Origin of the sequence: Pelagibius sp. (assembly GCF_965249265.1) — a bacterium.
Classification (GTDB): Bacteria; Pseudomonadota; Alphaproteobacteria; order Kiloniellales; family Kiloniellaceae; genus Pelagibius.
Window position 1 is genome coordinate 4,282,029 of sequence record NZ_OZ252224.1, and the last position, 26,956, is coordinate 4,308,984.

Sequence of the window (26,956 nt, forward strand, 5' to 3'; positions counted from 1 at the left end):
CCTTCCCATTGAGAAGGTCGAACCATCGTTTCAGGCCGGATCGCGCAGCAGCGGGCAGGTCATACAGTGGCCGCCGCCGCGGCCACGGCCGAGCTCCGACCCACGGATCGTAATGACCTCGACACCGGCCTTGCGCAGCTGCGTATTGGTATAGGTGTTGCGGGCGTAGGCGATGACCACACCGGGTTCCAGGGCGACGACGTTGTTGCCGTCATCCCACTGTTCACGCTCACGCTCATAGGCATCGCCGCCGGTGAAGATAACCCGAAGCTCATCGATGCCCAGACAGTCTGCGGCGACGGTGAAAAGGTGCTTCTTCTCCCGGCGGAAGTCGATCTCGCCTTCCTTGTCGCCCGGCCTCAGGCTGTAACAGACAACCTCGTCGCAGACCGCCTTGTAGGCGGTCGCCAGATCGCGGTCGCAGAGCGAGAAGACGGTGTCCAGATGCATTGCCGCACGGGATCGCGGCATCTGGCAGGCGACAACCCGTTGCGCGGCGCCATGGTTGAACAGCGACCGTGCAACCTGACCGACGGCCTGGGGCGTCGTGCGCTCTCCCATGCCGATGAGAACGGCACCGTTGCCGAGCGGCATGACGTCCCCGCCTTCAAGTGTCGCCAGCCCATGATCGACATCGGGATCGCCCCACCAGACGTTCAACGCCGTTTCCCGGAACGCAGGATGGAATCTGTAGATCGCCGTCGTCAGCAGCGTTTCCTGCCGCCGGGCCGGCCAGAACATCGGGTTAAGCGTGACGCCGCCGTAGATCCAGCAGGTCGTATCCCGCGTAAAGATGGTGTTCGGCAGCGGCGGCAACACGAAGCCATCCGGGCCAAGGTAGCGGCCGAACATGCCCTTCGGATCGAACGGCAGCTCGCCGGCGGCGATGCCGCCGATCAGATAGTCTGCCAAATCCTTGGCCGGCACCTCGCCCAGCCAGCCGCGCAGGTCGGCACAAAGGCCGACCCCGACCTGATTCTCCGTGATCTTGCGATCAAGAACCCAGGCGCGTGCCTCGGGGATGACCATGGTCGCCGCCAGCAGCTCATGCATCTCAAGGACCTCGACACCGCGCTCCGCCATCTTGGAGCGGAAGTCGTAGTGATCGGTCTTGGCCTGCTGGACCCAGAAGACATCATCAAAGAGCAGATCCCGGCAATTCTCAGGGGTCAGGCGCTCGTGAGCCCTGCCCGGCTGACAAACCAGGACTTTGCGCAGTTTCCCCACTTCCGAATGAACGCCATAGCCAGCGATCACGCCGGTATCCCGATGCAAGTTTTCATCTTTCATCCGACGGCAACTCCAAGGCTGAGCGTGATCATGATCATGATCGTGAGAATCCCACAGAGCGGCAATACGAAGCGCAGCCAGCGTTCATAGGGTATGCGGCCGATGGCCAGGGCACCCATGACCACCGCGAAAGTCGGGTTGAAGAAGTTCACCAGGCCGTTGGCCGACTGGTAGGCAGTGACCACGAGATCGCGGCCGACCCCCGCGAAGTCGGCCAGCGGCGCCATGATCGGCATGGTCAAAACCGCAAGGCCGGATGACGAGGGCACGAAGAACGACAGTGCCACCTCAAGCCAGTACATGGTGTTGATGAAGGCAATGGGCGACAGGCCGTCCATGGCCTGGGCGGCGTGGAAGAGGATGGTATCGGTAAGATGGCCGGCGTCCATCACGACAACGATACCGCGGGCGACACCAATGATCAGGGCAACGCCAAGCAGCTCTTTGGCGCCCTCCACAAAAGCGGTGGTGAAGCCTTCCTCACCCAGGCGGTCGATGACCCCGACGACGATCGCCGACGCCAGAAAAAGCGCGGACATTTCAGCCATCCACCAGCCGCCGGCCGCAACGCCCCAGACCATGACCCCGAAAGTACCCGCAAAGATCAACAGGATGATTTTCCGCCGGAGCGTAAACGTGATGGCTTGCGACGTTTTGCCGCCCTTCAGGAAATGCGCCTCATTGGCCTCTCGGCGGTCGGCGACAATCGAATTGGCGGGGTCACGACGGACCTTTTCGGCATAGCGCATGACATAAGCAACACAGATCAACCAACCGACGCCGAGGATGATCAGACGCAGAAAGATCCCATCGGTGAAGGGAATACCGGCCGCGTCGGCGGCGATGACCGTTGCGAAAGCATTCACGGTCGACCCCAGCACGCCCATGGCGGCACCGATCAGAATGATCGCAACGCCGGTCACGGTGTCATAGCCGGCGGCAATCATGATGGGTATGACGATGGTGTAAAAGGCCAGCGTCTCCTCCGCCATGCCGTAGGTCGTGCCACCCGCGGCAAAGAGCGACATCAGGATCGGAATCATCCACTTTTCCCGGCCTTTGAGCGCCCTCATGGTGCCGGTGATCCCGGCATCGATGGCCCCGGTCTTGGCGACCACGCCAATGAAACCGCCGAGCACCAGAACGAAGAGCGCCACGTCGATGGCGTTGGCCTCGTAGCTGGCCGGATCATAGAAGCCGGCAATCGGCGCCAGAATAATGGCGCCGAGGCCCTGCGGATTTGGCTCGACTTCCTGATAGGTACCGGGCACCGGCACCTCCCGGTTCAAGGTTTCATTGAACGCCTGATCGTACTCCCCGGCGGGAACGATCCAGGTGAGTGCAGCGACGACGACAATCAATCCAAAAAGGATTGTGTAGGCGGTCGGGAACTTGAAGCGCGGCGCCGGGCCGGCAGAGTCACTTGCCAACAGAGGGTTCCTCTTCGGTTCGAAACACCGCGGTGCGGCGGTCACACTTTTCTCAAACATCCGTACGACTCGCCTGAACCGAACCAAAACTCGAATCGAATTGGTCGGCCAAGAAGTCGGACAAAGTCCACCTCCGCGTCCCGCTTCGTCACCAAGTGACGCACCAGCGGAACGGTCCTGTATTGGAAGCAACGGACAAAACGGAGTGTACACCGACGCAGCTACTGAACCTTGATCTAGGTCATGCAGCTTACCGCTGAGGCAATGTGACAGCGCCGGCACTGGACGAATACAGCCCAATCAACCCGGCAGTCATAGCGGCGTAACGGTATCGTTGGGATATGCAAGAACGGTGATCTTGTCACCGACATCAAGAGTTCCAGCAGATAGCCTGGCGCTCGTCCAGCCCTGCGTTTGCCCGCCGGACGCATGCATAGGACAGAACAGCTACCCCCCATTTCCGGAAGGACAGCACCGATGGAAACAGAACAGACAGACGTGCGGCCCGTGATGCCGCAGTTGAACAAGCCAGCGCCGAACTTCGAGGCAAAAACCACCGCCGGCCCAAAGAAACTTGACGACTATAAGGGTCGCTGGCTGGTCCTCTTCTCGCATCCGGCAGACTTCACGCCGGTCTGCACCACGGAGTTCATAGCCTTCGCCCAGGCCCACGACAGGTTTCAGGCCCTCAACTGCGACCTGCTCGGGCTGTCGATCGACAGCACCTTCGCGCACATCGCCTGGGTCCGGAACATCAAGGAGATGTTCGGAGTCGAGATTCCCTTCCCCATCATCGAGGATCTTTCGATGAAAGTGGCCGCCGCCTACGGCATGATCCAGCCGGGCGCCAGCGATACTTCAGCGGTTCGCGCGACCTTTCTGATCGACCCGGAGGGCAAGCTCCGCGCCATGGTTTACTACCCCATGAGCAACGGCCGTTCGGTCGACGAGTTCCTCCGTCTGCTCGACGCGCTCCAGACCAGCGACGCACATGGCGTCGCGACGCCGGAAAACTGGCGCCGCGGGGAAAAGGTCATCGTTCCGCCGCCCGCGACTGCGGAAGAGGCCGAAAAGCGGGCCGCTGAGGGTTACGACTGCACCGACTGGTATTTCTGCAAAAAGGACCTTGCCGCGTGACCGCAACGACAACATCACCAGGGACGTCCCTGTACCAGGACTTGGGAAATCTCTCCCTCGCAGTGATCCTGGTACTGATCTTGGCCCTGGCGCTGCCGGTCCCCGCCACGGCGGCCCCTGAACCGCAGGACCCGAAGAAACAGACCCCCTGGCATCTCTACCTCGACGCCCAGGGTGCCTACGAAATGAAGACGCAGCTTGGCGATCAGGTCCTCTTCGTCGACGTGCGCGACCCCATCGAAATCATGTTCACCGGCTTCACCGATGTCGTCGACGTCAATGTGCCGTTTCTTCTCGCCAACCGCGGCCAATGGCACCGGTCCAAGCCGAACTTCGCGATGGAGAAGAACCCGGACTTCGAGCCCCTGATCGCCCGCGCGCTTGCCGCCAGGGGCCTGACGAAGGAGGTCCCGGTGATCCTCATGTGCCGCTCCGGCGGTACGCGGGGCGCCCCTTCTGCCTTGGCGCTTTGGGGCAAGGGATACGAGCAGGTCTATGTCGTTGTCGACGGCTTCGAAGGCGGCACGGTCAAAGAGGGTCCCAGGAAAAACTGGCGCCTGAAAGACGGATGGAAGAACGCCGGGCTGCCGTGGGGCTACGGCCTCAACAAAGAAAAGATGTATCTCGCCGAATAGGCGGAAATTCATCCAAGCAAAGGAGAAAACTGAATGAAACGACTATTCCTGGTTCTCACAGTGGCGGTGGTCACCACTTTCGGGGCCAATATGGCGGCAGCCAGCGAAGACCGGCAAGACCTCTTTGTCGTTGTCACCTCGCCGGAACCGCAAACCCAGGGCATGGCCATGGTGCTTTCCATCCAAGCCCTCAAGCAAGGCGCCAGGGTGGAAATGCTGTTGTGCGGCCCGGGGGGCGATCTGGCGCTGAAGGACGCGGCGCAGACAACCCTGAAACCGCGCGGTGTCACGCCTCAGGGAATGCTCACGACACTCATCGGCATGGGCGTGAAACCTCAGGTCTGCGCCCTCTACCTGCCAAATGAAAACAAGTCTCCCGCGGACCTCATCGAGGGCGTGACAGTCGCGCAACCACCGGCAATCGCTGCCGCGCTCCTGGCGGAAGACACAAAGCTGTTCACTTTCTGAATCTTCAGCGGAAATCGTGAGCCTGGGCGTGGATGCTTTCTACGCCCCGGCCTGCGCCGGCTTGGTCCAAGTTATGCACTTGCCTGACGGCTATGAGATAAGAAACCGGTTCTTCCCTGCGTGGATGCTGACTAACATCTCCTGGATCCGCTTCATAGAGCAGGGAGCCGGGATAGACATCCAGATACACCGGCCGACCATGAAGGAATTTCTTTCCGGTGCCCCACCGCCTGCACCAACGACAAGCTCAGTTCAGATACTGGCGTCCTGCGAAGTGTAAGGCAGAGAGCGCCTCACGGATGCTGCCACTTACCAGATAGTGCAAGCCGAAGGCCGCGCCGAGAATGATTCCACCAAGCGTGATCGGTGCGCTCATCGACAAGGTGGCCATGCCGGAAATCCCCTGGCCGACGGTACAGCCCAGCGCCGTTACGCCGCCAAAGCCCATGAGGAAAGCGCCGAGCAGATGGCGGCGCATCTCCCGCGCGTCATCGAAAGCCTCCAGCCGCAGTTCGCCCTTCGCCGCCGCGGTGAGGAAAGCGCCGACAATGGTTCCCGCTACCAGCCCAACACTGAAGGTAACGGTCGCGCCGGAGAACGTCAGCAAATAGACGATCGTCTCTCCGGGCGGCAAGACATAGCTCAACGACTGAACGCGCTGAGGATCGAAGGGGTCATCGCCCAGGATCCCGGTCACCGCGAAGCCCGCCGCCACGGTGGCACCGATCAGAACGCCGGCCACGATGTCCCGATAGGCGCGGCGAAAGCCTGCATGGCGGAAACACCACCAGCACATCGCCGCCGGCAACAGGATGCCGAGGACCAGGCTGGCGGAGGTACGTTCGATTCCCAAAGCGGCCGCGAGGAGATGGGACAGCCCCTGCCCTCCCAAACCTTCCAGATTCCAGCTCAGGGGTTCGATAACGCTCTCGCGAAGGACACCGGTGAGCCCTCTTGCGGTCATGTATGCCGTCAGACCGAGAACCAGAAAGACAACGACGGCCCGCAGGTCGCCGCCACCGAGGCGCACCAGGGTGCCGTAGCCGCAGGTCCCAACCATGGCCATGCCGAAACCAAAAAGCAGGCCTCCCAGCAGCGCGCCCGCCCATCCAAAGTCGGCAGCGAGGTAGAAGCTCTCGCCGATGCGCGCAAGGCCGGCGGCATCAAGAAGCTGGACCAGAAACACGGCGACCGCAATCGCCAGACCCCAGCTGCGCAGCCGCCTGCTGTCTTCCGCCAGGACCCAGTCCTCGATCGCCCCGAAAGTACAGAACCGCGCGCCTCGGGCGACGGCGCCCACGACGCAACCTGCGGCCAAGCCACCGCTGGCCAGCATCAGCGAGGTGGGAATCTCGTCCATAAGTCAACTCACCTTCAGGGTCCGCTCACCAGACATCCGTTGATTTGCCTTCCGCCTTGAGCTGCGCAAGCTTCTCCTGCAGATAACGCTGGAACGACTGGTCCCGGTACTGGCCGCTCCGGACAAACTCAAACATGCTCGCGAAATGAAACGGCTTGAAGTAGCCGGGCATACGGGCCACCTCGCTCGCCCGACCTGCGCGACCCTCAACGGCTTGCGGGTCGTTCGGAAAGAACACGACGGTCGGGGTGAAATTGATTTGCCACTTTCGCGCCAGGGCCCGCTCCTCAAGCTCTTCGCCATCGAAATCGGTGACGGCGCGGCTGCCCCAGAGGTCCAGTTGGAGCAGCTCGAAGTTCTCCTGCAGATAGGAAACGATCTTCGGACGTGACAGATTAACAGCGTGCAGCTCGCGGCAATAGGGGCAGCCGCGCTGTTCCCACAAGACCGCAAAGTGTTTGCCGCTGGCAGCCGCGTCGCCAAGGTCTTCCTGCAGGTCGAGAAAACTCTCGATGAACCAGTCCTGGACATGCAGCCCGTTGTCGCCAACCTCGGGTTCGGCAGCGCGCAGGCTTGACGGTGAAAGGAGACTGGCGGTGGCTGCCATGCCGGCAAGCAGCACCGTCCTTCGGTTGCTTTCCATGGCTTCTCTCCCTCTTCAGCGCCGCTGCCGGGTGTCGCTCGAAGCCGGTGATCAGCACCGGGGAGAAGGCCAAAAGCAGCGTCGCTGTTTTTTACATTTTTATATTCAAATATTTATATGTATACTCATTCTCTGGCAACAAGAATCGCCCAAAGGCAGGCGCCACAGGCGCTGAAGCCAACCGCCGTCAGTCCACCGCAATCGGGAGAACCGTCATGATCCCCTATCATAGTCTAGGTCGTCGTCTAGCTGTTGCGGCTTTCTTCACTGCGGGCCTTTCCGGCACCGCCGCCGCGCAGGACGCCATTGTGACCTTCAAGTCACTGGCCCCCGATGTGGCGGTGGAGGCGGCTCAGGCTGCCTTGGCAAACTGCCGGGACGAAGGCTTCCAAGTTGCCGTGTCTGTGGTCGACCGCGGCGGCAATCTGCAAGCGACAATCCGCGATCAGTTCGCCGGCCCTCACACGCCGGACACGTCCTACCGCAAGGCCTGGACGGCAGTCAGTTTCCGCACCGATACGTTGGAGCTGGCCGAATTGACTGAAGAAGGCGAAGCCTGGGCGATCCGTAATGTCTCCAAGGCCCTGCCGCTGGGCGGCGGCGTGCAGATCTTCGCCGGCGACGGCAGCATGCTGGGGGCCATCGGTGTTTCCGGCGCCCCCAGCGGCTCTGCCGACAAGCTTTGCGCCGAGGCGGGCCTGGCGGCAATCGACGACAAGATCGCCTTCTAACCGGAGCGGCGAGACTTCCGACATCAGGAGAAAGAGCCGTGCGTCTTCAGATAGCTTTGGCGGTCCTGCTCGCATCTGCGGCATTCCCCTGCGTTGCCAGCGAGCAGATACCCGATCAGTACCCACAGTCGGTGCTCTATGCCAAACCGGTGGAGGTGATTCCCTACGTCTGGTCCGCCATCGGCGCCACCGCCCCGCCGACTTATGAGAACTCGGGGCACAACAACAATCTGTCCTTCATCGTTACTGGCGCGGGTGTTGTCGTGGTCAACGGCGGTGCGGCCTATCAGCTGGCCAAGGCGCTGCATGACGAGATCAGACAGATCACAGACCAGCCGGTGAAGCTGGTGATCAACGAGAACGGCCAGGGTCACGCCATGCTGGGCAACGCCTATTGGGCGGAACAAGGCGTCGCCATCCTGGCGCATGTCGACGCGGCGGAGGAGTTCGAGGACCGCGGCCCACAGATCCTGGCGCGCATGGAGACCTACAACAAGGAGAAGTCGGCTGATACGGTTCTGCAAGGTCCCAGCCAGACCTTCGAGGAGGAGAAACTCATTGAAATGGGCCGTTTCCGGATCGAGGTGAAGAATCTCGGGCCGGCCCACTCACCGGGGGACATCGTGGTCTGGCTGCCGGAGCAAAGCCTGGTCATTTCCGGCGACATGGCCTTTCACGAGCGCCTGCTGCCGATCTTCGACGACACCGACACGGCCGGCTGGCTGGAGAGCTGGGAGGTCTTCGAAGCGCTTGAGGCGACTTACGTGATCCCGGGCCACGGCCATCCGACAAACATGGACCAGGTCAGACGCTATACCAGGGATTATCTGGTCTATCTGCGCGGAATGATCGGCAAGCTGCTCGAAGACGGCGGCAGCCTGGAGCAGGCCTACTATGTCGATCAGTCGCCCTACGCCCATCTCGACACCTTCGAACAACTGGCCACGCGCAATGCCGGCCGGGTCTACGAACAGATGGAGTTCGAGTAAAAAGAAAACCCTGCACCGGCGGATTTCACCGATGCAGGGAGAAAGTCGACAGGGAATCGGACTGTTAGCCGAACATGTCGGCGGTAATGCCGGCGTACCAGCCGAGCGATTCTTCGTAGGTCTGCTTGCGCAGGCCTGCAGCCTCGCCGGTTTGGGAGATGAAGCCGTCCACCTTGGCGATTTTTTCTTCTGTCGCCTTGTAGGTCGCCCCGACCTTTACGCCGTCGTCGGTTTCGATCAGCGACCAGCAAGTGTTGGAGTACTTCGCCGGAAACACCTTCGACCCGGTTAGCGCTCCGCGTATCGACATAGCACAAACCTTGGCCTGGCTGTTGGCCGAGAAACCGGACTTCGGCATGTCGCCCTGATGGCAGGCGTCACCCAGGACATAGACGTTCTCGTCCATACGGCTTTGCATGCTGGCCGGCACCACGGGCGCCCAGCCTGCATCGTTCGTCACACCGGCAAGCGCGGCAATGTGTCCCGCTTTCATCGCGGGGATCGCGTTACAGACATCGACCTTCTCGACGGTACCGTCGATCACGACCTCCATGGTACCGGGACGCACCTGCACCGCGTCACCACCGAAGTCCGGGCCGATCCACTCGATCATGCCACCATAGTAGTTCTGCCAACCTTCCTCGAAGAGCGCCTGCTTCGAGAACTTGGGCTTGGGATCGACGATCAGGATCTTGGCCGTCGGGTTCTCCGCCTTCAGCTTGTGGGCAACCATCGACACACGCTCATAGGGCCCGGGCGGACAGCGAAAGGGATTCGGCGGTGCGACCATGCAGAAGGTGCCGCCGGCGGGCATGGCTTCGATCTGGGCCTTCAAGAGCTCGGTCTGAGAGCCGGCTTTGTAGGCATGGGGCATCGCATTCTGGGCCGACAGATCCCAGCCGGGCAGAGAGCCCTCCTTAAAATCGATCCCCGGCGAAAGCACCAAGCGGTCATAGCCGATCGAACCGCCACCGGCGAGCGTCACCGTCTTGGCATCCCGGTCGACCCCGATGGCATAGTCGTGCACCACGTTGACGCCATAGTCGCTCGCCAATTTGCCGTAGCCATGACCGATGGAGCTCATTTCACGGAAGCCACCGATATAGAGATTGGAAAAGAAGCAGGTGTAATAGCGTCTTGTCGGTTCGATCAGAACGACATCGATCTCCCCTTTGCTGTCCTTGGCGATGTAGCGCGCGGCGGTCGCCCCGCCGGCACCGCCGCCGACAACCACGACCCTTGGCCTGGCCTGGCCAAGCGCCGCCGGCGCCGACAGGCTGGCTGCGGCAACAAGACTGGTTCCCAGGAACGTTCTTCTTTTGATTTGCATGTTGCTCTCCTCCCTTTGACCTTTTTTTAGTCCAGACCACCGAAGTAAGCTGCCAAGGCGGCGATCTCCTCGTCCGACAGCCGCCCGGCGAGCATCTGCATCACCGGGTGCGGCCTCAGTTGCTGTTTGTAGGCATGCATGGCGACGACAAAGTTCTCTGCCGGCCAGCTGGTGATCGATGGAATTCCCTGGTTTGATCCGTCTGCCTGGTGGCAGGTGGTGCACTCGCTGGAGAGATACTCGCCGTAGTCCGGGTCACCCTGCAGGGCCAGGACGGCGGGATCGAGATCGGGGCCGCCGAGGTGCAGCGTCGGCTCGCTTTCGGGAATGTCCGACGGCTTGTCGGAGTACCGGCGCAGATAGGCCAGAATGTCGGCGCGGTCCTGAGCCTTCTTCAGACCCCGAAAACTCATCCGTGTCGCGGAGACCAGAGACTTCGGGTTCTCCAGAAAGGCATCCAGTGTCTCGAAGGTCCAGACCAGACCATCGGCGCTGGCCCGCTTCATATGATCGGAGTAACGGAACCCCGCCACCGACCCGGCCAGCCGGCCGAAGACACCGTTCAGATGAGGACCAACGCGGTTCTTTGCCGCCTCCCCCACCTGATGACAGGAAACACACTGACGAAAGACCTTCGCACCGCGCTCCGCATCGCCGGTCTCCGCGACGGCACCATCGCTCGAAGCCGCAAAAACAAGGACAGCGAGGATGGTCAGGGCGCGCATGACCTACTCCGCAGTGCTTTCAAGATAGGCCAGAATGGCGTCGATCTCTTCTTGCTTCCGCAATCCGGCAAACGACATCTTGGTCTTTGGCATATAGCCCTTGGGGTTGGCAAGAAAGGCGCCAAGGGACTCGTGGTCCCAGATCAGGCCGCCCTCGCCGGCCTGGGCCATCGGCTTTGAGTATTTGAAACCCTCCACGGCGCCCGCCGGTTGGCCGATAATGCCGGTCAGAACCGGCCCGACCCGGTTCTTTGCACCCTCGCCGACCTGGTGGCAGGCCTTGCACTTACGGAAGAGCTTCTCGCCCTCTGCGACCAGGCCGGGGTCAAGCGCTGCCGCCGGTTCGGGCACAGCGGCAAGGGCCGTGCTCTCCGGCGCCGCGACGCCCTGATCCCTTGTCTCGTCGGCGGAGTCACCCGCCGCCTCGTCCGGCGTTACGTCGAGAACGCGGGCGCGCATGGTGATCTCAACGGTTTCCTTGCAGTCGGTCATGCAGACTTCGGTTCTGGTGAAGACCGGGCTCTCCTGGCGATCGTCCATGAAGAAACCGTCTTCGTTGGGCAATCGGGTCTCCGCGAAGTTCCCTTTCGACAGGACGAAGTCCTCATCATCGACCACGTCGTTCATGTAAAGCAGGTAGGCGGTAATGGCGTAGACTTCGTCGGCGCTCAGCGACTGGGCATCGCCGAAGGGCATGGCGCGGTGCACGTAGTCCCAGACCGTCGAGAGATAGGGCCAGTAGGAGCCGATGGTCTTCACCGGGCGTTCGCTGGCCAGCGAATCCTGACCGCCGGCCAGAACCGGCCAGCGGTCGACGCCCTCGCCGAAGTCCCCGTGGCAGACCGCGCACTTCTCGACGAAAACCTCTTCACCCGCAGTCACTGAGCCGGCGCCCTCCGGCAGCCCAAGCCCGTCGGGGCGAACATCGATGTCCCAGGCCGCAATCTCCTCGGGCGTAGCCTCCCGGCCGAGATCGAAGGGCTGGGCCGAGGCGGTTTGGCCGAGCGACACGACAGCGGCAAAGACAAGAAGGAGATCAGGAAACCTCAACATTCTCAGCGACCCCCTTGTCGTTCACATGCCAAGTCTGAATGCCGTTGTTGTGATAGATCGAGTTCTCGCCGCGCACCTTGCGCAGTTCGTCCTTGGTGGGCTGGATGTAACCGGTCGAATCGTGCGCCCGGCTCTGCAACAGCAGCGGTTGTCCGTTCCAGTCAAAGTCAAAGTAGAAGCGATGCAGCGACATCGGCAGGCTCGGCCCGTCGACGCGGGCCGGATACCAGTTCTTGCCGCCGTCCAGGGTGACGTCGACACGGGGAATGGTGCCCCTGCCGGACCAAGCCAGCCCGCTGATTACCGTGTGACCGCGGCCGTGGGTGATGGGGGCCTGGGGGCTGGGATTGGTGATGACCGACTTCGCGTCCATCACCCAGGTGAAACGCCGCGCCCGGCCATCGGCCAGCAGGTCCGTGTATTTCGACGTCTCCTCGCGGTGATGCCACGGCTGATCACCCACCTCCAGCCGGCGCAGCCATTTGACCCACATGTTGCCTTCCCAGCCGGGCACGACGAGCCGGACCGGGTAGCCTTGCTCCGGCCGCAGCGCCTCGCCGTTCATCTTGAAGGCAACAAGGCAGTCGTCGAGCGCTTTATGCATGGGGATCGAACGGGTCATGGCCGAGGCATCGGCGCCCTCGGCAAGCAGCCACTTGCCGTTGGTCTTCACACCCGCCCGCTCCAGCAGGTGGCGCAGCTTCACGCCGGTGTACATTACGTTGTGCACCATGCCGTGGGTGAACTGACAGCCGTTGAGCTGGGCCCCGCGCCATTCCATGCCGGAATTGGCGGCGCACTCCAGAAAATAGAGATGATTCTCGCGCGGGAAGCGCTTGAGATCCTCGACGGTGAAGATCAGCGGTTTCTCCACAAGGCCGTTGATCATCAGGCGGTACTGCGACGGATCGACCTCGGCGATACCGGCATGATGCCGCTCGAAACAAAGCCCGTTCGGCGTGATGATCCCGTCAAGCTCATGCAGAGGCGTGAAGTTGACCGAACTCACCGGATCGGCGGTCAGCCAATCCACGTTGCGGCGCCGGACATGCTCTTCAAAGGGTGAAGGATAACCATAGGGTCGCGCGTCAACCCCATCGCCCAGAGCCTGCGCCCAGGGCTGAACCTCGAGGATCGCCGGGTCGCCGGCCGCCCGGGCGGCAGTGGAGACCGAACCCGAAGCCGCCGCAGCGCCTCCGGCCAACAGTGACGTCTTCAGAAAGTTGCGGCGGGTCGTTCCCGGTCGAACATTCTGGTCTTTCATCTCACTCGACCTCACTTCTGCACATGCTCTGAAAGTGTTGGAGCCCAAGCCCAACGCCAAGCCTCGCCGTTAGAGTCCAGCCACCTTGACCGAGTCATTGGGCGTGATGTTCACGCTTCCCTTGCGCTGGAGATAACCCTCCACGACATCCCAGATCGGCGGTCCTTCCGTCCCTTCGTTGACGCTTGCCCAGCCGGCTACGGTGTAACTCTTGTCCGCTTCGATCGGCTCGCCGCTGGCGAGGAAAGTCATGCCGGTGACCCGCTTGCCGATCACTTCGGTGGGATCGATGGTGTAACCGAGACCGCCGACCCGGACCATGTCGCCGCCCTGTTGATAGTAGGGATCCGGATTGAAGAGATTGTCCGCGACGTCCTCCAGCACGGTCTTCAGGAAGGCACCGGTCATCTCCGTGCGATAGGCCGCCGGATAGGTTATGGATGTCAGGTTGTGGACGTCCTCAACGGTGATGTCCTGACCCGGCAGCAGGGACGCCCCCCAGCGGAAACCGGGCGACAACGAGATCTCCGCATCCCGCTCCTCCAGCAGCGCCTGGCAGATCAGGTCGTCGAAGGTGCCGTTGAAGTTGCCGCGACGGTAGAGCATCGTCTCGGTCGTTCCCAGGACGCGCTCCAGCTCAGCCTTGTGCGGTTGCCGGATCTCCTCAATCAGCGCCGAGACCTCCGGGTCGGGCGCGATCACATCAGAGAAAACGGGCATCAGCTTGTAGCGGTAGCCCTTCACTTCACCGTCACGGACGTCGAGATCCAGGCGCGAAAGGAACTTGCCGTGGGAACCGCTGGCGACCAGCAGCGTCTTGTCGACCTGGACGACATCCGGCAGGGCATCGTGTGTGTGGCCGGTGAGAACGACATCGATGCCCTGCACCCGGGAGGCCAGTTTGCGGTCGACATCGAAACCGTTGTGCGACAGCAGGACGACCAGTTCCGCACCGGCCGAGCGCGCCGCGTCAACCTGTGCCTGAACGGCCTCCTCCCTGATACCGAATGACCAGGTGGGAATCTTGTAACGGGGATTGGCCACCGGCGTATAGGGAAAGGCCTGGCCGATGACGGCGACCTTGACGCCGCCGCGTTCGAAGTAGGCGACCCCGTCGAAGACCGGCTCTTCCCAGTCCGTGTCACGGACATTCTGGGCGAGAAAGGGGAAGGCAAGCTGCTCCAGCAGCTCGTTCACCCGCTCGGTTCCGTAGGTGAACTCCCAATGCGCGGTCATGGCATCGGTGCCCAGCGCGTTCATCACGCGGACCATGTCCGCGCCCTGGGTCTGATAGGAGGTGTAAGAGCCTTGCCAGGTGTCCCCGCCGTCGAGAAAAAGCGTGTTGTCGGGCCGCTCCGCACGGACGGCATTGAGCAGCGTCGCCAGGCGGTCGGCACCGCCGACACGGCCGTAGTCGCGCGCCAGGGTTTCAAAGCCCTGATCGCTCAGGGCATAGGCCTCGGCGCTTCCGGCCTCAAGGCCATACTTCTCCAGAAACGCCTTGCCGGTGACATGCGGCGGCAGGCCGCTGGCCTCGCCCACGCCGATGTTGATGGTCGGTTCCCGAAAATAGAGCGGCACCAGTTGCGCATGCATATCGGTGACGTGCAGCAGGGTGACATTTCCCAGCGGCTCGAAGGACAGCAGGTCGGATTGCGTAAGGTTCGCGCCCGCCGCAAAAGCCCCACGACCCGTCATGCCTCTGGCCAAGACACCCGTCGCAAGCGCCACCTGCAGAAAGTCTCTTCGGGAAAGCACTCCGTTTCTCCTTACTACGGCTGCGCCTGTTCGCGCGCAGGTCTGCTCATGGCGGAATCCGTTCCGCAGAACTCAATCGACAAACTGCAAGGCAGCGGCAGCGGCTGTTCGGTCACCCGCCACTCACTGCGACTATTGGCGAACCGCCGGCGCCTCCACAGGCAACCCCTGCCCCCGCCAATTGACGTAGAGCTCCAAAGCCAGGAATTCGTCAGAGCCTACTTTGTAAGGCTCGGCCCGAACCTGGTCCATGCAGCCCTTGAAGCGCCGATGGAGCGATCCGATCTTCTGCCACTTCAGGCGATAGGTCGGGAAACCGTTGGCCTGACCCTGGCTCAAACGGTCGGCGCGAATGCTCTGACCGTAGTAGTTCTGGTGGCAGTTGACACAGGCGAGATCGAGTTGGCCGACCCGGGTGTGATAGAGCGCCTCGCCCTTTTCGAACCACGGCTTCATCGGCCCATCGATCTGAACATCGACCGGCTTGCCGCGCGATTGGTTGCGCACGAAGGACGTCATCGACAACAGTTCCGATGACTCCCACTTCCAGGGCTCGGCCCCCATGCGCTCGCTGCGGCAGAGGTTGATCTGCTGTTCCAGGTTGACCGGCTTGCCCAACGCCTCGTTCCACTTCGGCATCTGCGCCCCGGCCGTTGCCATGGTGTCGGCCGCATCCTCGTGGCAGGACGCGCAGGATTTCTGCTCGCTGCCGTCGACGGTTTCCCAAAGCTCGGCGCCCTGCTCGACCCAGAGAAAGCCCGGATTCTCAAAGTCGTCCTGCTGCAAGGCCTGGGTTTCAGGAGTCCGGAAGTGCCAGCCCGAGTAGAGCTCTCCGAGCGGATGATCCTTCGCGGTCGCCGTTACCTGGACGGTATCAACCCCTTCGGGAAGAGCGAAGGCATAGCCGCTCATCACGAGGCCGGCCGCGGCCGCACTCAATAGCGCAATTTTCGTTCTTGTCATCGTCATTGCCTTCCCTCCCAGAGGCGTCGTCCGGTTCTTACCGCGCGGTGCCACAGGGGGCAGCACCGTTGCGCGGACCGCCGGCTTTTAGGTGACGTTCAGCTTCTGCTTCTTCGAATAGACCGAGCCGTCATCATCCTCCCAGATGAATTCGAACTCGCCCGGCTCCTCCGCCCGCATCTTGAACAGCAGATAGGGATTGGCGGAAATAGCCGGCTCGATATCGACCTCGAATACCGTTTCGCCGTTAAACTTGGCGGTGAAGTGATGGATGATCTGGCGCGGAATCAGGTTGCCCTGTTTGTCTTTGCGCTGACCCGACTCCATCTTGTGAGAGATCAGCGTCTTGATCGTGATGATCTCTCCCTTGTCGGCCGCCTTGGGCGCCTTTACGCGTGGCTTGGATTTCGCCATTGCCCGGTTCTCCTCTATTCCTGATCAGCCGCCGCAGCCGCCGATCGTCACCTTGACCGTGGCCTTCGCCATGTGAAACGAGCCGTCCGACATCTCCGCAACGGCAATGACGTTCTGCGTCTTGGCAAGCCGCATGCGCGTCGAGGCTTCTGCGACGCCACTTCTCGGTGAGAAATGGAACGTGGCGACACCGGGGCGCGGATTTGCATCCGCGAGCACCATGACCCGCTTCACGTAGTCTTCGCCGCTCATCGGGCTGTCGACAGAGACCGTCAACGGCACGGTATTGCCGTTCTCGGCAATCTCCGGCATCTCGAGGCTGACCCGGCCGCTCTCGGCCGCTTCGCTGCCGCCGGTGAATTGCGTGATCTCCTCCATCGCCGTATCGGCGGCGGAGACCGGCAGCGGGGTCACCGTGACGGCCAAAAGGCCGGCGGTCATCCAAAGCGCGTTGCGGCGCGTCATGTCTTTCATAACATCTCCTTTCAAGCTGGAGCTTTCCATGCTGCGCCTATTCCTCCTTGAGGGTCTTCAGGTAAGCAATGACGTCCTCGACCTGCACGGCTGTCAGGACCGGCTTGCCTTGAAACTCTTCGCGAACACGCTGTCCTTCGAGGATTCGGTAAAAGCCCGGCATGATGGTTTCGGGTCCGAAGACGGACTTCGCATTCACCAGGATTGCGCGCAGCTCCGCTTCCGAGTAGCGGTCGGCAACGCCGTCGAGAGGCGGCCCTATATCCCCATGAAAGGGTTCGCCGATCTGATCCCGGTTACCGTGGCAGGCAAGACAGTTACCGAGCTTGCGGCTCTTGAACCATTTGCTGCCTTCCACCGGATTGCCCGGCGAACCGGTCAGGGATGACGCCACCTCGGCATCGCGGATCACGACGTCCTGAGGCTTAATGGCCGCGGCATTTGCCGCCGCGGCGGCGACCCCCAGAGAGAGCACCAGACAGAATCCGGCTGCGAATTTAGGTCCCACCTTTTCCTCCCGCTTTCGCGTGGTTTGGCCGGCGCATTGGTCATTTTGCGATTCGTTTTTGCGCCGTTCTCTTTTGATTCAATAATGCAGAGGGCGGTCCTCTAAATCAATATATATATTGCAATATTTGAATGCGAATTCGGTAAGGCCTTGCTACCCAATGGTTCCGAGCGCCGGAAAGGTTTCCAGCAGCCAATAAGAGAGGGTGCTCATGGACCCCGTCACGAAAAGAATCCCGGTGGCGACGAGCAATCCGCCCATCGCCTTTTCAACGCTGGCCACGTGTCGGCGAAAGCGCTTCGCGAATCCCAGAAACTGCCCGGCGAATACTGCTGCCAGCAGGAACGGAATGCCGATGCCGAGGCCGTAGGCGGTCAGCAGGCCCGCCCCCTGCCCGACGCTTTCCTCGCTGCCCGCCATGAAGAGGATCGCCGCCAGCACCGGGCCGACACAGGGCGTCCAGCCGAAGGCGAAGGCAAGTCCGACAACATAGGCGCCGAGCATACCCGCCGGGCGCGCAGATGTGTGAAAGCGGGCCTCGCGATAGAGCAGAGGGATGCGCAACGCGCCCAGAAAATGCAGACCCATGACGATGATGATGGCGCCCGCGACATAGCTCAAGAGATCGAGATACTCGGCCACCAGTTGCCCCACCATGCTCGCGCTTGCACCGAGCGCGACGAAGACGGTCATGAAACCGAGAACGAAACTCAGCGCCGCAAAGGCAACTCTTCGGCCCGCCCCCGCCGCCGTGCCTTCCGCGACTTCCTCCATGGAGATGCCGCCGATGAAACAGAGGTAAGGCGGCACCAGAGGCAGAACGCAGGGCGAGAGAAATGACAGCAGACCGGCGATGAAGGCGCCGCCGAGGCTGACGTCAAAAGCCATATCCACCCTCCCGCCTGGATTTCATATTCGATTAATGATATATGTTAAGGCATGACCTCTGCCAGGAAAATGATGCGCCGGATCAGCCTGGGCGCCGCCTTGTGCCTGTTTCTCATCGGCCTGCCCATCCTTGGGAATGCGGCGGAACTCATCATGTTCGAGGAGGCGGGTTGTCCCTGGTGCGCACGCTGGAACGACGACATCGCACCGATCTATCCCAAGACAGCGGAAGGGAAAGTCGCGCCCCTGCGGCGGGTCGACCTGCATGGCGACTGGCCGGACGACCTGCCGGAACTGAAACCCGTTCATTACACGCCGACCTTCGTACTTATTGCAGACGGCAGAGAGGTCGGCCGCATATTGGGTTATCCGGGCGAAGATTTCTTTTGGGGATTACTCGCCGGCCTGATCGCGGAAATCGACGCCCCGGTGGGGCCGCAAACGTCATCCGGTGGTGGACAGTGACGGCCTGCGGCGCTATGTCACAAACAGCAACCCTTTGATTAGACGGATATGAGCAGCATCATGGCGGATGCCAAAGAGCTTTCGGATCTGGGACCTATGGAGGACATGATGACGCGGGCCAGGGCAGCCAGCGACTTCCTCAAAGCGATCGCCCATGAGAACCGTCTTCTCATTCTCTGCATGCTGGTCGACGGGGAAAAGTCGGTCCGCGACCTCGAGGTTCTGCTGGAAATGCGCCAACCGAGCGTCTCCCAGCAACTCGCCCGCCTGAGGGCCGACGACCTTGTCGCCACAAGGCGCGATGGCAAGACGATCTACTACTCCCTCGCCAGCGACAAAGCCCGCGAACTCGTTTCGGTGCTCTACAACATGTTCTGCAAGCCGACAGGCCAATAGAACAGGTTCCTTCAGCCGCGCCGGAGCCGCAGCCCCGAGTCTTGTTGACAGGGATGAAGACCGGCCCCCGAAACCAATAAAAAAGTCTGGTGCCGGGCCGGGTGATCTATTGGTTTCGGTTGCGTGATCTAAGCCTGCGCAGACTGCGCTCCGGCTGTTCGCCGGTGCTCGCCCTTCGGCCTAGAAACACGCCCCCGGAGTGTTTCTTTCACGGCCTGATTCGCTTTATCAGCCGCCGTGAATAGCAGCCTTGCTGTCCGCTTTCAGAGTCTCCAGCCAACTGACTAGATAAGCCGCATGATCCACACGAGGTGTGAGTGTCACGCTCAGGTCAGCACACAGGAAGGCTGTACAAAGCTCGGCGCTTCTCCTGGTTAGCGCTTATTCAACTAAGTTTCTTTTGCGTTTCTTGTCCGCATAAGAATGGGGCAGGATACAGCGGCCATTCGAGCAAGGAGCGGGGACGAACCCCTGCTACCCATGGACAGAACGGCGCAATATGAGAACAAGGGGGACTTTGGCGAATTGCCGCGAGGACGGAGAAAGGCCATTTCAAAAAGGATCTGCGCTTCGTCCACTCGATTGAAAGAGATTCCGATTTGCCTAGGGTCAAGACATGCGTGACATCAATCTAAAGGCGACAGAATACTTTGAGGCAGCAGCCCGTCTTGGAACAGTGACCAAGGCGGCTGCCGAGTTGGGTGTGTCGCCGTCGGCGGTGAGCCAGCAAATCAAACTTCTCGAAACGCAGTTCGGCGTGAAGCTCTTTCGCCGAGAAAAGCAGCGTTTGAAGTTAACCTTGGATGGAGATCGTCTGTTTCAGACCACGACGCAAGCTTTTGCGGCACTGCGAAACTCGCGGAACGCAATTGGCCGGCAGCGGGGGCAGCGTAGCCTGAATATGCGGGTGTCGCCAAGTTATGGCGTGCGTTGGTTGGGTCCCAGGATTGCCGGTTTTGCTTCTGACAACCCTGACTGGAACATCCGAATTGATGCCGCGCCAGAATTCTCGGAATTCGACACGGAGGCGATCGATCTGGATTTGCGCTATGGGCTTGGCGAGTGGGCCGGGCTGACCGTCGAGTGCATTATGCATGATGCCGTGCTACCGCTGTGCAGCCCAGGGTTCCTCGAACGGACAAAGGAAGTGTCAAACGCCGTCGAACGTTTGCAGGCCGCGCAGTTGATCGACAGCGTCAAGTCGCTATACCGCTGGGAGCTTTGGCTGGCCGCCAGCGGTTTCGAGATTCCTGACCTGACCTATCCTTTCCGTTTTGACCGGTCTTCTATGTCCATTGAGATGGCCAAACAGGGGGGCGGCGTGGCACTGGACAGCGCTATGCTCTGCCGGGGAGAGATCGAGCGCGGCGAGCTTGTGCCGTTTCTGCCTGAAACGCCGATTATCGAGTTTGCGGCCTATTGGTTTGTCTGCCCGGCCCGGCACCTGAACCGCCGTGTTGTCAACAGGTTCTTCGAATGGGTCTCGGACGAGGCAAAAGAGCATCAGGGAAAGGTGCGCGGGATGTTGGAGGATCTCGGCTGCACGTTTCGGGTCGCACCGAATGATGAGCTTTTGTCCGGGGAAGCCAGTCAGTAGATCGTCAATGCAGGGATGAATGAGATCAGCGCCAAGACCGCGAGCGCGACGACATAGAAGGGCAAAAGGGCCTTCACCGCCTCGCCGATCCCGACTTTGGCAATCGATGAGGATATGAAAAGCGTGGTGCCAACCGGCGGTGTGTAAAGCCCGATCGACAGGTTGACCACGATCATCAGGCCCAGCTGCACCGGATCAAGCCCAATCGCCTCAGCAATCGTCACAAAAATCGGACCAAGAAGCAGGACAGCCGCAGGCAGGTCGAGGAACGCGCCGACCACGAGCATGACAAGGTTCAGCGCAATAATGACCATCCAGGGCTCGGAGATCGAGACTGCCACCCAGGCAGCAAGATCCTGTGGCACGCGCTCAGCGGTGAGCACCCACTGGACCGTTGACGAGGCCATGATGATGATCATGACGGCACCGGTCATGGCGGCAGTATCCACGCCGGCGCGCCACAAGAGCTTCGGGTTCAGGTCCCGATAGACAAAGCCGCTGACCAAAAGCGCATAGGCAACGGCCATGACGCTGACCTCTGTGGGCGTTGCGATCCCAAAGCGGAGCGTACCAATCACGAAGACAGGCATGAGCATGGCCGGAATCGCGGCGTAGACCTGACTTTTGAATGCGGCAAAGCCCCCCTCAAGCGGCGCACTTGGCAGGTTGCGCAGCCGGGCGATGATCCAGACCATGGCAAACATGCCAAACCCGAGCATCAGGCCCGGAAAAATCCCGGCTACGAACAGATCAATCACCGAAGTATTCGAAATCAGCCCGTAGAGGATCAACGGGATCGAGGGCGGGATCAGCACGGAGATTGTCGACGATGATGAATTGATCGCGGCAGCAAAGCCGCCGGGATAACCCGCCTTCTTCTGCACCGGGATCAGCGCATTTCCCAAGGCGGTCGCGTCAGCCACAGCAGAGCCCGAGACGCCGCCAAACATCACCGATCCAAGGATGGAAACCTGCCCCATCCCGCCTTTGAATCGCCCGACCAGAAGCCGGGCAATGTTGACAAGATACTCGCCAAAGCGGCCCGACATCATGAGGTTGCCCGCCAGAATAAAGAACGGAATGGCAAGCATCGGGAAGCTCTGGGTCGGCGTATAAAGCCGCTGCGCCAAAACGGCCATCGGTTTGCCGTCGAGCCACAGGGCGGCTGCGGCGCCGCCCAGCATCGCATGCGCGACAGGCACCGAGAGCGCGAGAAGCAGGAAGAAGGCCCAGAGAAGCGGCGCGGTCATGGGCTTAGCTCAGGCTCGTGCCGGCGTGTCTGATATCGCCCAGCAAAGCGCGGGTCGCATCCATGAGGGCGATAACGGCCATACCCCCAAAGGCATAGATCAGGCTGGCATAGCCCCAGACCTGCTTCAGCCCCAGGGTCGCGAGGCTTTGGAATTTCGCGGCCCGGAATGTGGGTTGGCCCGTCCAGACCACGGAAACACAGATGACAAAAACCAGGAGACTGACCATCACCATCAGCCACCGCAAAGCGTTGGCACTCATGAGGTTGGGCAAAATCGTGATAGCGATGTTGCGCCCCTGTGCGGCGGCGACCAGTACACCCCCAGCGACGAGCCAAGGCAACAGGATGGCATGGATCTCATAGGCCCAGGGGATCCCGTCTCCGACCGCATAGCGCAGAACGACGTTGATAAACAAGAAAACGAACATCACCGCAAGGCAGGCAACGGCGATAATCCGGCCGCTCCAATCAAGAAGGGTCGTCAGGTCACGGCAGGCGGAAAGGAAAGGGCCCGTAGGCCCTTGTCCCGTGCCTTGTGTCAGATCGCTCACTCCAGACCAGCCGCCGCTTTCAGGGCGGCGACCAACTCTGGATAGTCGGCTGCGTATCGGTCATAGACCGACGCAGTCGCCGCGATATAGGCTGCCTTGTCCGCCTCAGCGAATTGCGCGCCTTCCTCGGTCATGCGAGGACGCAGTGTTGCGTCACCCTTCAAGGACAAACCGCGCTGGATTTCTCCGGCCTCGGCTGTCGCGTTCAAGGCGCATTCCTGCTTTGCCGCATCCAAACCGGACCACCAAGCCATGCTCGCGACCACAGGTGTGGATTCATATTTGTGTCCGGTCATGGTGACGTAGGGCGTGATGTCATGCAGTTTTGCCGAATGGATGTTGACCAGCGGGTTTTCCTGTCCTTCGAACACACCTGAGCGCAAGGCCGACGGCAGTTCGGACCAGGCCAGAGGAGCTGGGTTCGCGCCAAGCGCTTCAAAGATGGCAAGCGTCATCGGATCTGGGGGCGTGCGGATTTTCATACCCGCAACATCCTCGGGCGACGACACATGCTTGCTCGTATGGGTGATGTTGCGAATGCCGTTGTCCCAGAAGCCAAGCACTTTTAGGCCAGCGGCCTGCGCGCGCTCGTCGATCATATCACCGACCTCGCCGTCCACAACTGCCCAGGCCGTCGGCAGGTCGCTGAACAGGAACGGCAACCCTAGAAGGCCAACTTCGGGCACAACCTGGCTCATGGCGCCCTGGCTGTTTGCGGAAACCTGAATGACGCCGGATTGGGCCGAAGTCAGCATTTCAGAATCGTTGCCCATGGTCGCCGCAGGGGCGTGGTTCACCTCTTCACCGGCGCAGGCCGCATAGAGGTCAGCCCATTCTTCAGCAGCGATATAGCGCGGGTTGCCGGGATTGGCCCCATGCGCAAAGATGACCTCGGCCTGAGCGGCCCCGGTCATGGCCAGAACGGCCACGGCTGCGAGAAGTTTCGTCTTCATTTGGTCTTCCTCCCTTGATTATGACCATGTTATGACCGGTCATCCGGCCTTCTTTTAGGGTGTTCACGTTAGTGTGCGCACAGGGGTGCCCGACAAAAACGCATCAATACTCTCAATGACCTGTCGCCAGACTTCGGCCATGGCCTGATCGCTCGCCCAGGCGGTATGGGGCGTCAGTATGACGTCGGGACGCGCTGCCGCCCCGAAAATCGGATTGTCAGAACTGGGCGGCTCTGACGTCAGAACGTCGAAACCCAAACCGGAAATCAGTTCCTCTTCCAGAGCCGTCACGGCATCTGCTTCATTCACAAGGCCACCCCGAGCCGTGTTCACAATGATGGGCCGCCGTTTCATCGCGCGAAACTCAGGCATCGCCAGAACATTTCGGGTTCCAGGGGTCAGCGGGGCGTGGCAGGTGATCACGTCAGCCTCCGCCAGCACCTGCTCGAATGGTGTATATAATGGGCCAAGCCCCTTAACCCCTTTATGGGCGGCGAACATGACCTCCATGCCAAAGGCGTCGGCAATCTTGCCGACCGCCTGACCAATCACGCCTTCGCCGATGATGCCAATCTTGCCGCCTGCCAGATCGCTGACCGGATAGTCAAAGAAACAGAACTGCTGCTCTTCCTGCCAACGCCCTTCGAGTACGGCGTTGCGATAGCCTGGAATCGACCGTTTCAGCGCAAGGATCAGCGCAAAGGTGTGCTCGGGGACGGTGTTCTTCGAATAGCCGCGCACGTTGGAAACAGTGACGCCACACGCGTTGCAGGCGTCAAGGTCTATGCAGTCATATCCCGTCGCAGCCACCGTGACGAACCGAAGGTCAGGCAATTGCGCCAAAGCCTCTGCTGTTATCGGGACCTTGTTGGTAATGGCCACCTTGGCCCCGGCAAGCCGGGGGACAACGTCTTCGGCAGCGCTGCGGTCATGCTCGACCCACTCATGGGCCGCGTTGGGGCGGATCAGGTCCACCCCAGGCCCAATGGTCGCACGATCGAGAAAGACTATCCGCGTCATCAAAACCTCAGTGGATCAATGAGCCGCCGTTCACATCGACCTCGGAGCCCGTGCAATAGGCCGACAGGTCCGATGCGAGGAACAGGGCACAGCCTGCAACGTCTTCGGCAGTCCCGGCCCGGCCCATAGGGATACCCGCCAGCACCTGGGCGCGCATCTCGTCGGTCAGCCTGCCTGCTGTGATGTCGGTGGCGATGAAGCCAGGGCAGATGGCGTTGGAGCGCACATTGTCCGGCGCCAACTCGCGCGCCATCGCCTTGGTCAGCCCAAGCACGCCCGCCTTGGCCGCCGAGTAATGCGGTCCGCCAAAGATACCGCCGCCCCGCTGCGCCGAGACAGAGGACAGGTTGACAATGGAGCCGGATTTCTGCGCCCGCATGGTCGGGATTACGGCCTGGCTCATATAAAGTGTGCCACGCAAACTGACGTCCGTGACCGCGTCGTAGTTCTCCGGCCCAATCTCCATCAGTTTCAGCGGCTGCGTGATCCCGGCGTTGTTGACTAGAATGTCGATGCGACCGAACTGGTCGGCGATATGTGTTGCCACCCGCAGACAATCCGCTTTGTCAACCACATTGCCCGCAAGGCCGATATGACCTTCGCCCGGCAAGTCGGACGCGGCGGCTTCGGACGCGCCAGCGTCAAGGTCGGTGATCACAACCGTTGCCCCGTGCTCTGCAAAGAGCTTCGCCGTTGCTTTACCGAGCCCACGCGGGCTGGCCGCCCCGGTTACGATTGCGATTTTGGCACTTAGAAGCGCCATGTATCCTCCTGCCGGTCTCAGAGCCAGTCTTTGATTTGAGTTGCGACCCCCTGGGTCGAGATGCCGTACATATCGTGAAGCGTCGGCAGCGCGCCGGCCTCAAGAAATTCGTCAGGCAGACCAATCATGCGAAATGTCGGGTGGACACCCGCGCGCATCAATGTCCCGGCGACGGCCTCCCCCAACCCGCCAATGACAGTGTGGTTCTCTGCCGTCACGCAGAGGCGACCTTTGCCCGCCTCGGAGATGATCGTGTCCGTATCCAGCGGCTTGATCGTCGGCACGTGCAGCACAGCGACATCGACGCCTTCCTTCTCCAACTGCTCGGCTGCATCAAGCGCGCGCATGGTCATGATCCCGGAGGAGATCACCAATACGTCCCTGCCGTCACGGATCATCTGCGCCCTGCCAAGTTGGAATTTGTAGTCCGGCTTATGGCGGGTCAGTACCTTCGGCACCTTGCCTCGCAAAAGGCGGGCATAGACCGGGCTGGGCTCAGCAATCATGGCGGGCACCATCCCAGCCACATCGCAGGCATCGCAGGGATCGATCAACACCATATTGGGCAACCCTCGGAAAATCGCGAGATCCTCGAAGGCCTGGTGGCTTGGGCCGTATCCCGTGGTCAGGCCGGGCAGAGCGCAGGCGATTTTCACCGGCAGGTTCTCTTCAGCAATCGCCATGGCAATAAAGTCGTAGGCGCGGCGCGAGGCAAAAACCGCATAGGTGGTGGCAAACGGCAAGAAGCCTTCCCGCGCCATACCCGCGGCGGCGGAAAACAAAAGCTGCTCGGCCATGCCCATCTGGTAGAACCGCTCCGGCATCGCATCCGCAAAGACGTGCAGGTCGGTATACTTCGACAAATCCGCCGACAGTCCGACGATGCGATCATTCGACTTGGCGGCCTCGACGAGTGCATTGCCGAAGGGCGCAAGCACCGTGTCATACCCTTCTGCCGCGAGCGAGGCGATCATCGCACTGGTGGCGACCTTGGTATCCGGCACTGTGCGGGGTTCGTACTTACGGGCCATGGAAGCGGTCGTCATCGCGGCTTCCCCTCGTCCAGTTTGGCCAGGGCTTTGGCCCATTCATCCGGCTCGACCCGGACAAAATGCGTGATTTCCCGCGCCTCCAGAAAATCGACACCCTTACACATCGTCGTGTTGCAAATGATCACGCGGGGCCGCGGATCGTCGAGCGCGCGGGCCGCATCGAAAGCCGCCACGAGCGCGTCCATGTCGTTGCCGTCCACCTCCTGCGCGTACCAGCCGAAGGCTTCCCATTTTTGCGCCTCCGCGCCTACAGCCAGGGCATCCCGCGTCGGCCCGTCCGCCTGCTGGTTATTGAAGTCCACGACACAGATCAGATTATCGAGCCTCCATTGGACGGCCGACATGACAGCTTCCCAAGTTGAGCCCTCGCCAAGCTCACCATCCGACATCAGGTTGTAAACGAACGCCGGGTTACGTTTACGCTTCAGCCCCAAGGCAGCCCCGACCGCGATCCCCAGGCCCTGACCAAGCGAGCCGCCTGTGATCTCCATTCCCGGCGTATAGGACGCCATACCCGACATCGGCATCCGGCTGTCGTCCATGCCATAGGTCGGGATCTCGTCTTCGGGCAGGATCCCGGCCTCGATCAAGGCAGCATACAGCGCAATCGCGTAGTGCCCGATCGATAGGTAGAACCGGTCGCGACCCTCCCACTCCGGGTCTTCCGGCCGATAATCCATCGCATTGAAGTAAGAGACCGCCAGCACGTCGGCAATGCCGAGCGCCTGTCCGATGTAACCCTGCCCCTGCACCTCACCCATCAAAAGCGCTTTGCGGCGGATGTTCCACGCACGCATCTCAAGTGAGACATTGGATAATGGTGCCGTGCGTTTGGCCACGCCCATGC

Annotated in this window: 29 protein-coding genes and 1 pseudogene; 8 read left to right on the top strand and 22 right to left on the bottom strand. The window is 61.1% G+C overall.

Translation table 11 applies throughout. The annotated features are described in order from the left end of the window. Window positions 1–30: 30 nt before the first annotated feature. Both arcA and ACP146_RS20080 read right to left on the bottom strand, forming a co-directional pair. Complete coding sequence (gene arcA / locus ACP146_RS20075; protein ID WP_422368539.1) at window positions 31–1,290, bottom strand: arginine deiminase; 1,260 nt, start codon at window positions 1,288–1,290, stop codon at window positions 31–33. Beyond that, window positions 1,287–2,720, bottom strand: coding sequence for a YfcC family protein (locus ACP146_RS20080; RefSeq protein ID WP_422368540.1), 1,434 nt, complete (start codon window positions 2,718–2,720; stop codon window positions 1,287–1,289). Before ACP146_RS20080 ends, arcA begins: the two co-directional genes overlap by 4 nt. A 477-nt stretch (window positions 2,721–3,197) precedes the next feature. On the opposite strand from ACP146_RS20080, the gene ACP146_RS20085 reads away from it, so the two are divergent. From ACP146_RS20085 to ACP146_RS20095, 3 genes are read left to right on the top strand one after another with little or no spacing between them, the layout of a single operon-like run. After that, on the top strand, window positions 3,198–3,857 hold the full coding sequence (locus ACP146_RS20085) for a peroxiredoxin (RefSeq protein WP_422368541.1): 660 nt from the start codon (window positions 3,198–3,200) through the stop codon (window positions 3,855–3,857). Beyond that, entirely contained in the window at window positions 3,854–4,492 is a 639-nt protein-coding gene (locus tag ACP146_RS20090) for a sulfurtransferase (RefSeq protein ID WP_422368542.1), read from the top strand. Before ACP146_RS20085 ends, ACP146_RS20090 begins: the two co-directional genes overlap by 4 nt. Window positions 4,493–4,525: 33 nt before the next feature. Further along, window positions 4,526–4,960 (top strand): hypothetical protein, encoded by a 435-nt coding sequence (locus ACP146_RS20095; protein WP_422368543.1) that lies wholly within the window; start codon window positions 4,526–4,528, stop codon window positions 4,958–4,960. 247 nt (window positions 4,961–5,207) lie between these two features. Here ACP146_RS20095 and ACP146_RS20100 read toward each other — a convergent pair whose 3' ends face one another. Both ACP146_RS20100 and ACP146_RS20105 read right to left on the bottom strand, forming a co-directional pair. Continuing rightward, window positions 5,208–6,320: a YeeE/YedE family protein gene (locus ACP146_RS20100; protein WP_422368544.1), complete on the bottom strand. Its 1,113-nt coding sequence runs from the start codon at window positions 6,318–6,320 to the stop codon at window positions 5,208–5,210. A 25-nt stretch (window positions 6,321–6,345) separates the two neighbouring features. Beyond that, window positions 6,346–6,963: a thioredoxin family protein gene (locus ACP146_RS20105; RefSeq protein WP_422368545.1), complete on the bottom strand. Its 618-nt coding sequence runs from the start codon at window positions 6,961–6,963 to the stop codon at window positions 6,346–6,348. A gap of 215 nt (window positions 6,964–7,178) precedes the next feature. Here ACP146_RS20105 and ACP146_RS20110 point away from each other — a divergent pair, with 215 nt between their 5' ends. Together ACP146_RS20110 and ACP146_RS20115 are read left to right on the top strand one after the other, a co-directional pair. After that, complete coding sequence (locus ACP146_RS20110) at window positions 7,179–7,694, top strand: GlcG/HbpS family heme-binding protein (protein ID WP_422368546.1); 516 nt, start codon at window positions 7,179–7,181, stop codon at window positions 7,692–7,694. 38 nt (window positions 7,695–7,732) lie between these two features. Further along, window positions 7,733–8,683, top strand: a complete 951-nt coding sequence (locus ACP146_RS20115; protein ID WP_422368547.1) for an MBL fold metallo-hydrolase — start codon at window positions 7,733–7,735, stop codon at window positions 8,681–8,683. Window positions 8,684–8,747: 64 nt separating this feature from the next. Here the strand turns inward: ACP146_RS20115 and ACP146_RS20120 are convergent, their stop codons facing one another. The 10 genes from ACP146_RS20120 to ACP146_RS20165 all read right to left on the bottom strand — a co-directional run bounded on the left by ACP146_RS20120 (window position 8,748) and on the right by ACP146_RS20165 (window position 18,060). After that, a complete protein-coding gene (locus ACP146_RS20120) occupies window positions 8,748–10,013 on the bottom strand; it encodes an FCSD flavin-binding domain-containing protein (RefSeq protein ID WP_422368548.1) in 1,266 nt (421 codons plus the stop codon). A gap of 26 nt (window positions 10,014–10,039) precedes the next feature. Beyond that, on the bottom strand, window positions 10,040–10,738 hold the full coding sequence (locus ACP146_RS20125; protein WP_422368549.1) for a c-type cytochrome: 699 nt from the start codon (window positions 10,736–10,738) through the stop codon (window positions 10,040–10,042). Window positions 10,739–10,741: 3 nt separating this feature from the next. Then, window positions 10,742–11,791 carry a c-type cytochrome gene (locus tag ACP146_RS20130; protein WP_422368550.1) on the bottom strand — a complete coding sequence of 350 codons (1,050 nt, stop codon included), beginning with the start codon at window positions 11,789–11,791 and terminating at the stop codon, window positions 10,742–10,744. After that, on the bottom strand, window positions 11,775–13,055 hold the full coding sequence (gene soxC / locus ACP146_RS20135; protein WP_422368551.1) for a sulfite dehydrogenase: 1,281 nt from the start codon (window positions 13,053–13,055) through the stop codon (window positions 11,775–11,777). Before soxC ends, ACP146_RS20130 begins: the two co-directional genes overlap by 17 nt. Window positions 13,056–13,124: 69 nt before the next feature. Beyond that, window positions 13,125–14,813 carry a thiosulfohydrolase SoxB gene (gene soxB, locus ACP146_RS20140; RefSeq protein WP_422368552.1) on the bottom strand — a complete coding sequence of 563 codons (1,689 nt, stop codon included), beginning with the start codon at window positions 14,811–14,813 and terminating at the stop codon, window positions 13,125–13,127. Window positions 14,814–14,945: 132 nt separating this feature from the next. Then, complete coding sequence (soxA, locus tag ACP146_RS20145; RefSeq protein WP_422368553.1) at window positions 14,946–15,776, bottom strand: sulfur oxidation c-type cytochrome SoxA; 831 nt, start codon at window positions 15,774–15,776, stop codon at window positions 14,946–14,948. Window positions 15,777–15,863: 87 nt separating this feature from the next. Further along, window positions 15,864–16,190 (bottom strand): thiosulfate oxidation carrier complex protein SoxZ, encoded by a 327-nt coding sequence (gene soxZ / locus ACP146_RS20150; protein WP_422368554.1) that lies wholly within the window; start codon window positions 16,188–16,190, stop codon window positions 15,864–15,866. Window positions 16,191–16,214: 24 nt separating this feature from the next. Beyond that, window positions 16,215–16,664 (bottom strand): thiosulfate oxidation carrier protein SoxY, encoded by a 450-nt coding sequence (gene soxY, locus ACP146_RS20155; protein ID WP_422368555.1) that lies wholly within the window; start codon window positions 16,662–16,664, stop codon window positions 16,215–16,217. A gap of 37 nt (window positions 16,665–16,701) precedes the next feature. Beyond that, the gene (soxX, locus tag ACP146_RS20160) at window positions 16,702–17,172 is read right to left on the bottom strand and encodes a sulfur oxidation c-type cytochrome SoxX (RefSeq protein ID WP_422368556.1); all 471 of its coding nucleotides are present in this window, start codon (window positions 17,170–17,172) and stop codon (window positions 16,702–16,704) included. 153 nt (window positions 17,173–17,325) lie between these two features. Then, on the bottom strand, window positions 17,326–18,060 hold the full coding sequence (locus ACP146_RS20165; protein ID WP_422368557.1) for a cytochrome c biogenesis CcdA family protein: 735 nt from the start codon (window positions 18,058–18,060) through the stop codon (window positions 17,326–17,328). Between the two features lie 51 nt (window positions 18,061–18,111). On the opposite strand from ACP146_RS20165, the gene ACP146_RS20170 reads away from it, so the two are divergent. Continuing rightward, the gene (locus tag ACP146_RS20170) at window positions 18,112–18,525 is read left to right on the top strand and encodes a hypothetical protein (RefSeq protein WP_422368558.1); all 414 of its coding nucleotides are present in this window, start codon (window positions 18,112–18,114) and stop codon (window positions 18,523–18,525) included. 60 nt (window positions 18,526–18,585) lie between these two features. Then, window positions 18,586–18,921, top strand: a complete 336-nt coding sequence (locus ACP146_RS20175; RefSeq protein WP_422368559.1) for an ArsR/SmtB family transcription factor — start codon at window positions 18,586–18,588, stop codon at window positions 18,919–18,921. A gap of 228 nt (window positions 18,922–19,149) precedes the next feature. Here ACP146_RS20175 and ACP146_RS20180 read toward each other — a convergent pair. Then, window positions 19,150–19,272 (bottom strand): annotated as a pseudogene (locus ACP146_RS20180) (zincin-like metallopeptidase domain-containing protein); the annotation flags it as partial. A 265-nt stretch (window positions 19,273–19,537) separates the two neighbouring features. On the opposite strand from ACP146_RS20180, the gene ACP146_RS20185 reads away from it, so the two are divergent. Continuing rightward, window positions 19,538–20,518 carry a LysR substrate-binding domain-containing protein gene (locus ACP146_RS20185; protein ID WP_422368560.1) on the top strand — a complete coding sequence of 327 codons (981 nt, stop codon included), beginning with the start codon at window positions 19,538–19,540 and terminating at the stop codon, window positions 20,516–20,518. On the opposite strand, the gene ACP146_RS20190 is transcribed toward ACP146_RS20185, so the two are convergent. The 7 genes from ACP146_RS20190 to ACP146_RS20220 form a co-directional block, all read right to left on the bottom strand. After that, window positions 20,512–21,768, bottom strand: coding sequence for a TRAP transporter large permease (locus ACP146_RS20190; RefSeq protein ID WP_422368561.1), 1,257 nt, complete (start codon window positions 21,766–21,768; stop codon window positions 20,512–20,514). The genes ACP146_RS20185 and ACP146_RS20190 overlap by 7 nt on opposite strands. A gap of 4 nt (window positions 21,769–21,772) precedes the next feature. Then, window positions 21,773–22,321 (bottom strand): TRAP transporter small permease, encoded by a 549-nt coding sequence (locus ACP146_RS20195; protein ID WP_422368562.1) that lies wholly within the window; start codon window positions 22,319–22,321, stop codon window positions 21,773–21,775. Next, window positions 22,318–23,274, bottom strand: coding sequence for a TRAP transporter substrate-binding protein (locus tag ACP146_RS20200; protein WP_422368563.1), 957 nt, complete (start codon window positions 23,272–23,274; stop codon window positions 22,318–22,320). The genes ACP146_RS20195 and ACP146_RS20200 overlap by 4 nt, the downstream gene beginning before the upstream one ends. 63 nt (window positions 23,275–23,337) lie before the next feature. Further along, window positions 23,338–24,294: a D-2-hydroxyacid dehydrogenase gene (locus ACP146_RS20205; protein ID WP_422368564.1), complete on the bottom strand. Its 957-nt coding sequence runs from the start codon at window positions 24,292–24,294 to the stop codon at window positions 23,338–23,340. A gap of 7 nt (window positions 24,295–24,301) precedes the next feature. Further along, complete coding sequence (locus ACP146_RS20210; RefSeq protein ID WP_422368565.1) at window positions 24,302–25,057, bottom strand: SDR family NAD(P)-dependent oxidoreductase; 756 nt, start codon at window positions 25,055–25,057, stop codon at window positions 24,302–24,304. A 17-nt stretch (window positions 25,058–25,074) separates the two neighbouring features. Beyond that, window positions 25,075–26,103 carry a transketolase family protein gene (locus ACP146_RS20215; protein ID WP_422368566.1) on the bottom strand — a complete coding sequence of 343 codons (1,029 nt, stop codon included), beginning with the start codon at window positions 26,101–26,103 and terminating at the stop codon, window positions 25,075–25,077. Further along, window positions 26,100–26,954 (bottom strand): transketolase, encoded by an 855-nt coding sequence (locus ACP146_RS20220; protein ID WP_422368567.1) that lies wholly within the window; start codon window positions 26,952–26,954, stop codon window positions 26,100–26,102. Before ACP146_RS20220 ends, ACP146_RS20215 begins: the two co-directional genes overlap by 4 nt. Window positions 26,955–26,956: the final 2 nt, after the last annotated feature.

What these genes read in the sequence shown, in the direction of transcription:
- ACP146_RS20130 (WP_422368550.1), bottom strand. Translation starts at nt 11,791, where the DNA reads ATGTTGAGGTTTCCTGATCTCCTTCTTGTCTTTGCCGCTGTCGTGTCG.
- ACP146_RS20210 (WP_422368565.1), bottom strand. Translation starts at nt 25,057, where the DNA reads ATGGCGCTTCTAAGTGCCAAAATCGCAATCGTAACCGGGGCGGCCAGC.
- ACP146_RS20125 (WP_422368549.1), bottom strand. Translation starts at nt 10,738, where the DNA reads ATGCGCGCCCTGACCATCCTCGCTGTCCTTGTTTTTGCGGCTTCGAGC.
- soxY (WP_422368555.1), bottom strand. Translation starts at nt 16,664, where the DNA reads ATGAAAGACATGACGCGCCGCAACGCGCTTTGGATGACCGCCGGCCTT.
- soxC (WP_422368551.1), bottom strand. Translation starts at nt 13,055, where the DNA reads ATGAAAGACCAGAATGTTCGACCGGGAACGACCCGCCGCAACTTTCTG.
- ACP146_RS20165 (WP_422368557.1), bottom strand. Translation starts at nt 18,060, where the DNA reads ATGGCTTTTGACGTCAGCCTCGGCGGCGCCTTCATCGCCGGTCTGCTG.
- ACP146_RS20200 (WP_422368563.1), bottom strand. Translation starts at nt 23,274, where the DNA reads ATGAAGACGAAACTTCTCGCAGCCGTGGCCGTTCTGGCCATGACCGGG.
- ACP146_RS20110 (WP_422368546.1), top strand. Translation starts at nt 7,179, where the DNA reads ATGATCCCCTATCATAGTCTAGGTCGTCGTCTAGCTGTTGCGGCTTTC.
- ACP146_RS20190 (WP_422368561.1), bottom strand. Translation starts at nt 21,768, where the DNA reads ATGACCGCGCCGCTTCTCTGGGCCTTCTTCCTGCTTCTCGCGCTCTCG.
- ACP146_RS20205 (WP_422368564.1), bottom strand. Translation starts at nt 24,294, where the DNA reads ATGACGCGGATAGTCTTTCTCGATCGTGCGACCATTGGGCCTGGGGTG.
- ACP146_RS20100 (WP_422368544.1), bottom strand. Translation starts at nt 6,320, where the DNA reads ATGGACGAGATTCCCACCTCGCTGATGCTGGCCAGCGGTGGCTTGGCC.
- ACP146_RS20175 (WP_422368559.1), top strand. Translation starts at nt 18,586, where the DNA reads ATGGCGGATGCCAAAGAGCTTTCGGATCTGGGACCTATGGAGGACATG.
- ACP146_RS20215 (WP_422368566.1), bottom strand. Translation starts at nt 26,103, where the DNA reads ATGACGACCGCTTCCATGGCCCGTAAGTACGAACCCCGCACAGTGCCG.
- ACP146_RS20120 (WP_422368548.1), bottom strand. Translation starts at nt 10,013, where the DNA reads ATGCAAATCAAAAGAAGAACGTTCCTGGGAACCAGTCTTGTTGCCGCA.
- ACP146_RS20105 (WP_422368545.1), bottom strand. Translation starts at nt 6,963, where the DNA reads ATGGAAAGCAACCGAAGGACGGTGCTGCTTGCCGGCATGGCAGCCACC.
- arcA (WP_422368539.1), bottom strand. Translation starts at nt 1,290, where the DNA reads ATGAAAGATGAAAACTTGCATCGGGATACCGGCGTGATCGCTGGCTAT.
- ACP146_RS20095 (WP_422368543.1), top strand. Translation starts at nt 4,526, where the DNA reads ATGAAACGACTATTCCTGGTTCTCACAGTGGCGGTGGTCACCACTTTC.
- soxZ (WP_422368554.1), bottom strand. Translation starts at nt 16,190, where the DNA reads ATGGCGAAATCCAAGCCACGCGTAAAGGCGCCCAAGGCGGCCGACAAG.
- ACP146_RS20170 (WP_422368558.1), top strand. Translation starts at nt 18,112, where the DNA reads ATGACCTCTGCCAGGAAAATGATGCGCCGGATCAGCCTGGGCGCCGCC.
- ACP146_RS20220 (WP_422368567.1), bottom strand. Translation starts at nt 26,954, where the DNA reads ATGGGCGTGGCCAAACGCACGGCACCATTATCCAATGTCTCACTTGAG.
- soxA (WP_422368553.1), bottom strand. Translation starts at nt 15,776, where the DNA reads ATGACAAGAACGAAAATTGCGCTATTGAGTGCGGCCGCGGCCGGCCTC.
- ACP146_RS20185 (WP_422368560.1), top strand. Translation starts at nt 19,538, where the DNA reads ATGCGTGACATCAATCTAAAGGCGACAGAATACTTTGAGGCAGCAGCC.
- ACP146_RS20085 (WP_422368541.1), top strand. Translation starts at nt 3,198, where the DNA reads ATGGAAACAGAACAGACAGACGTGCGGCCCGTGATGCCGCAGTTGAAC.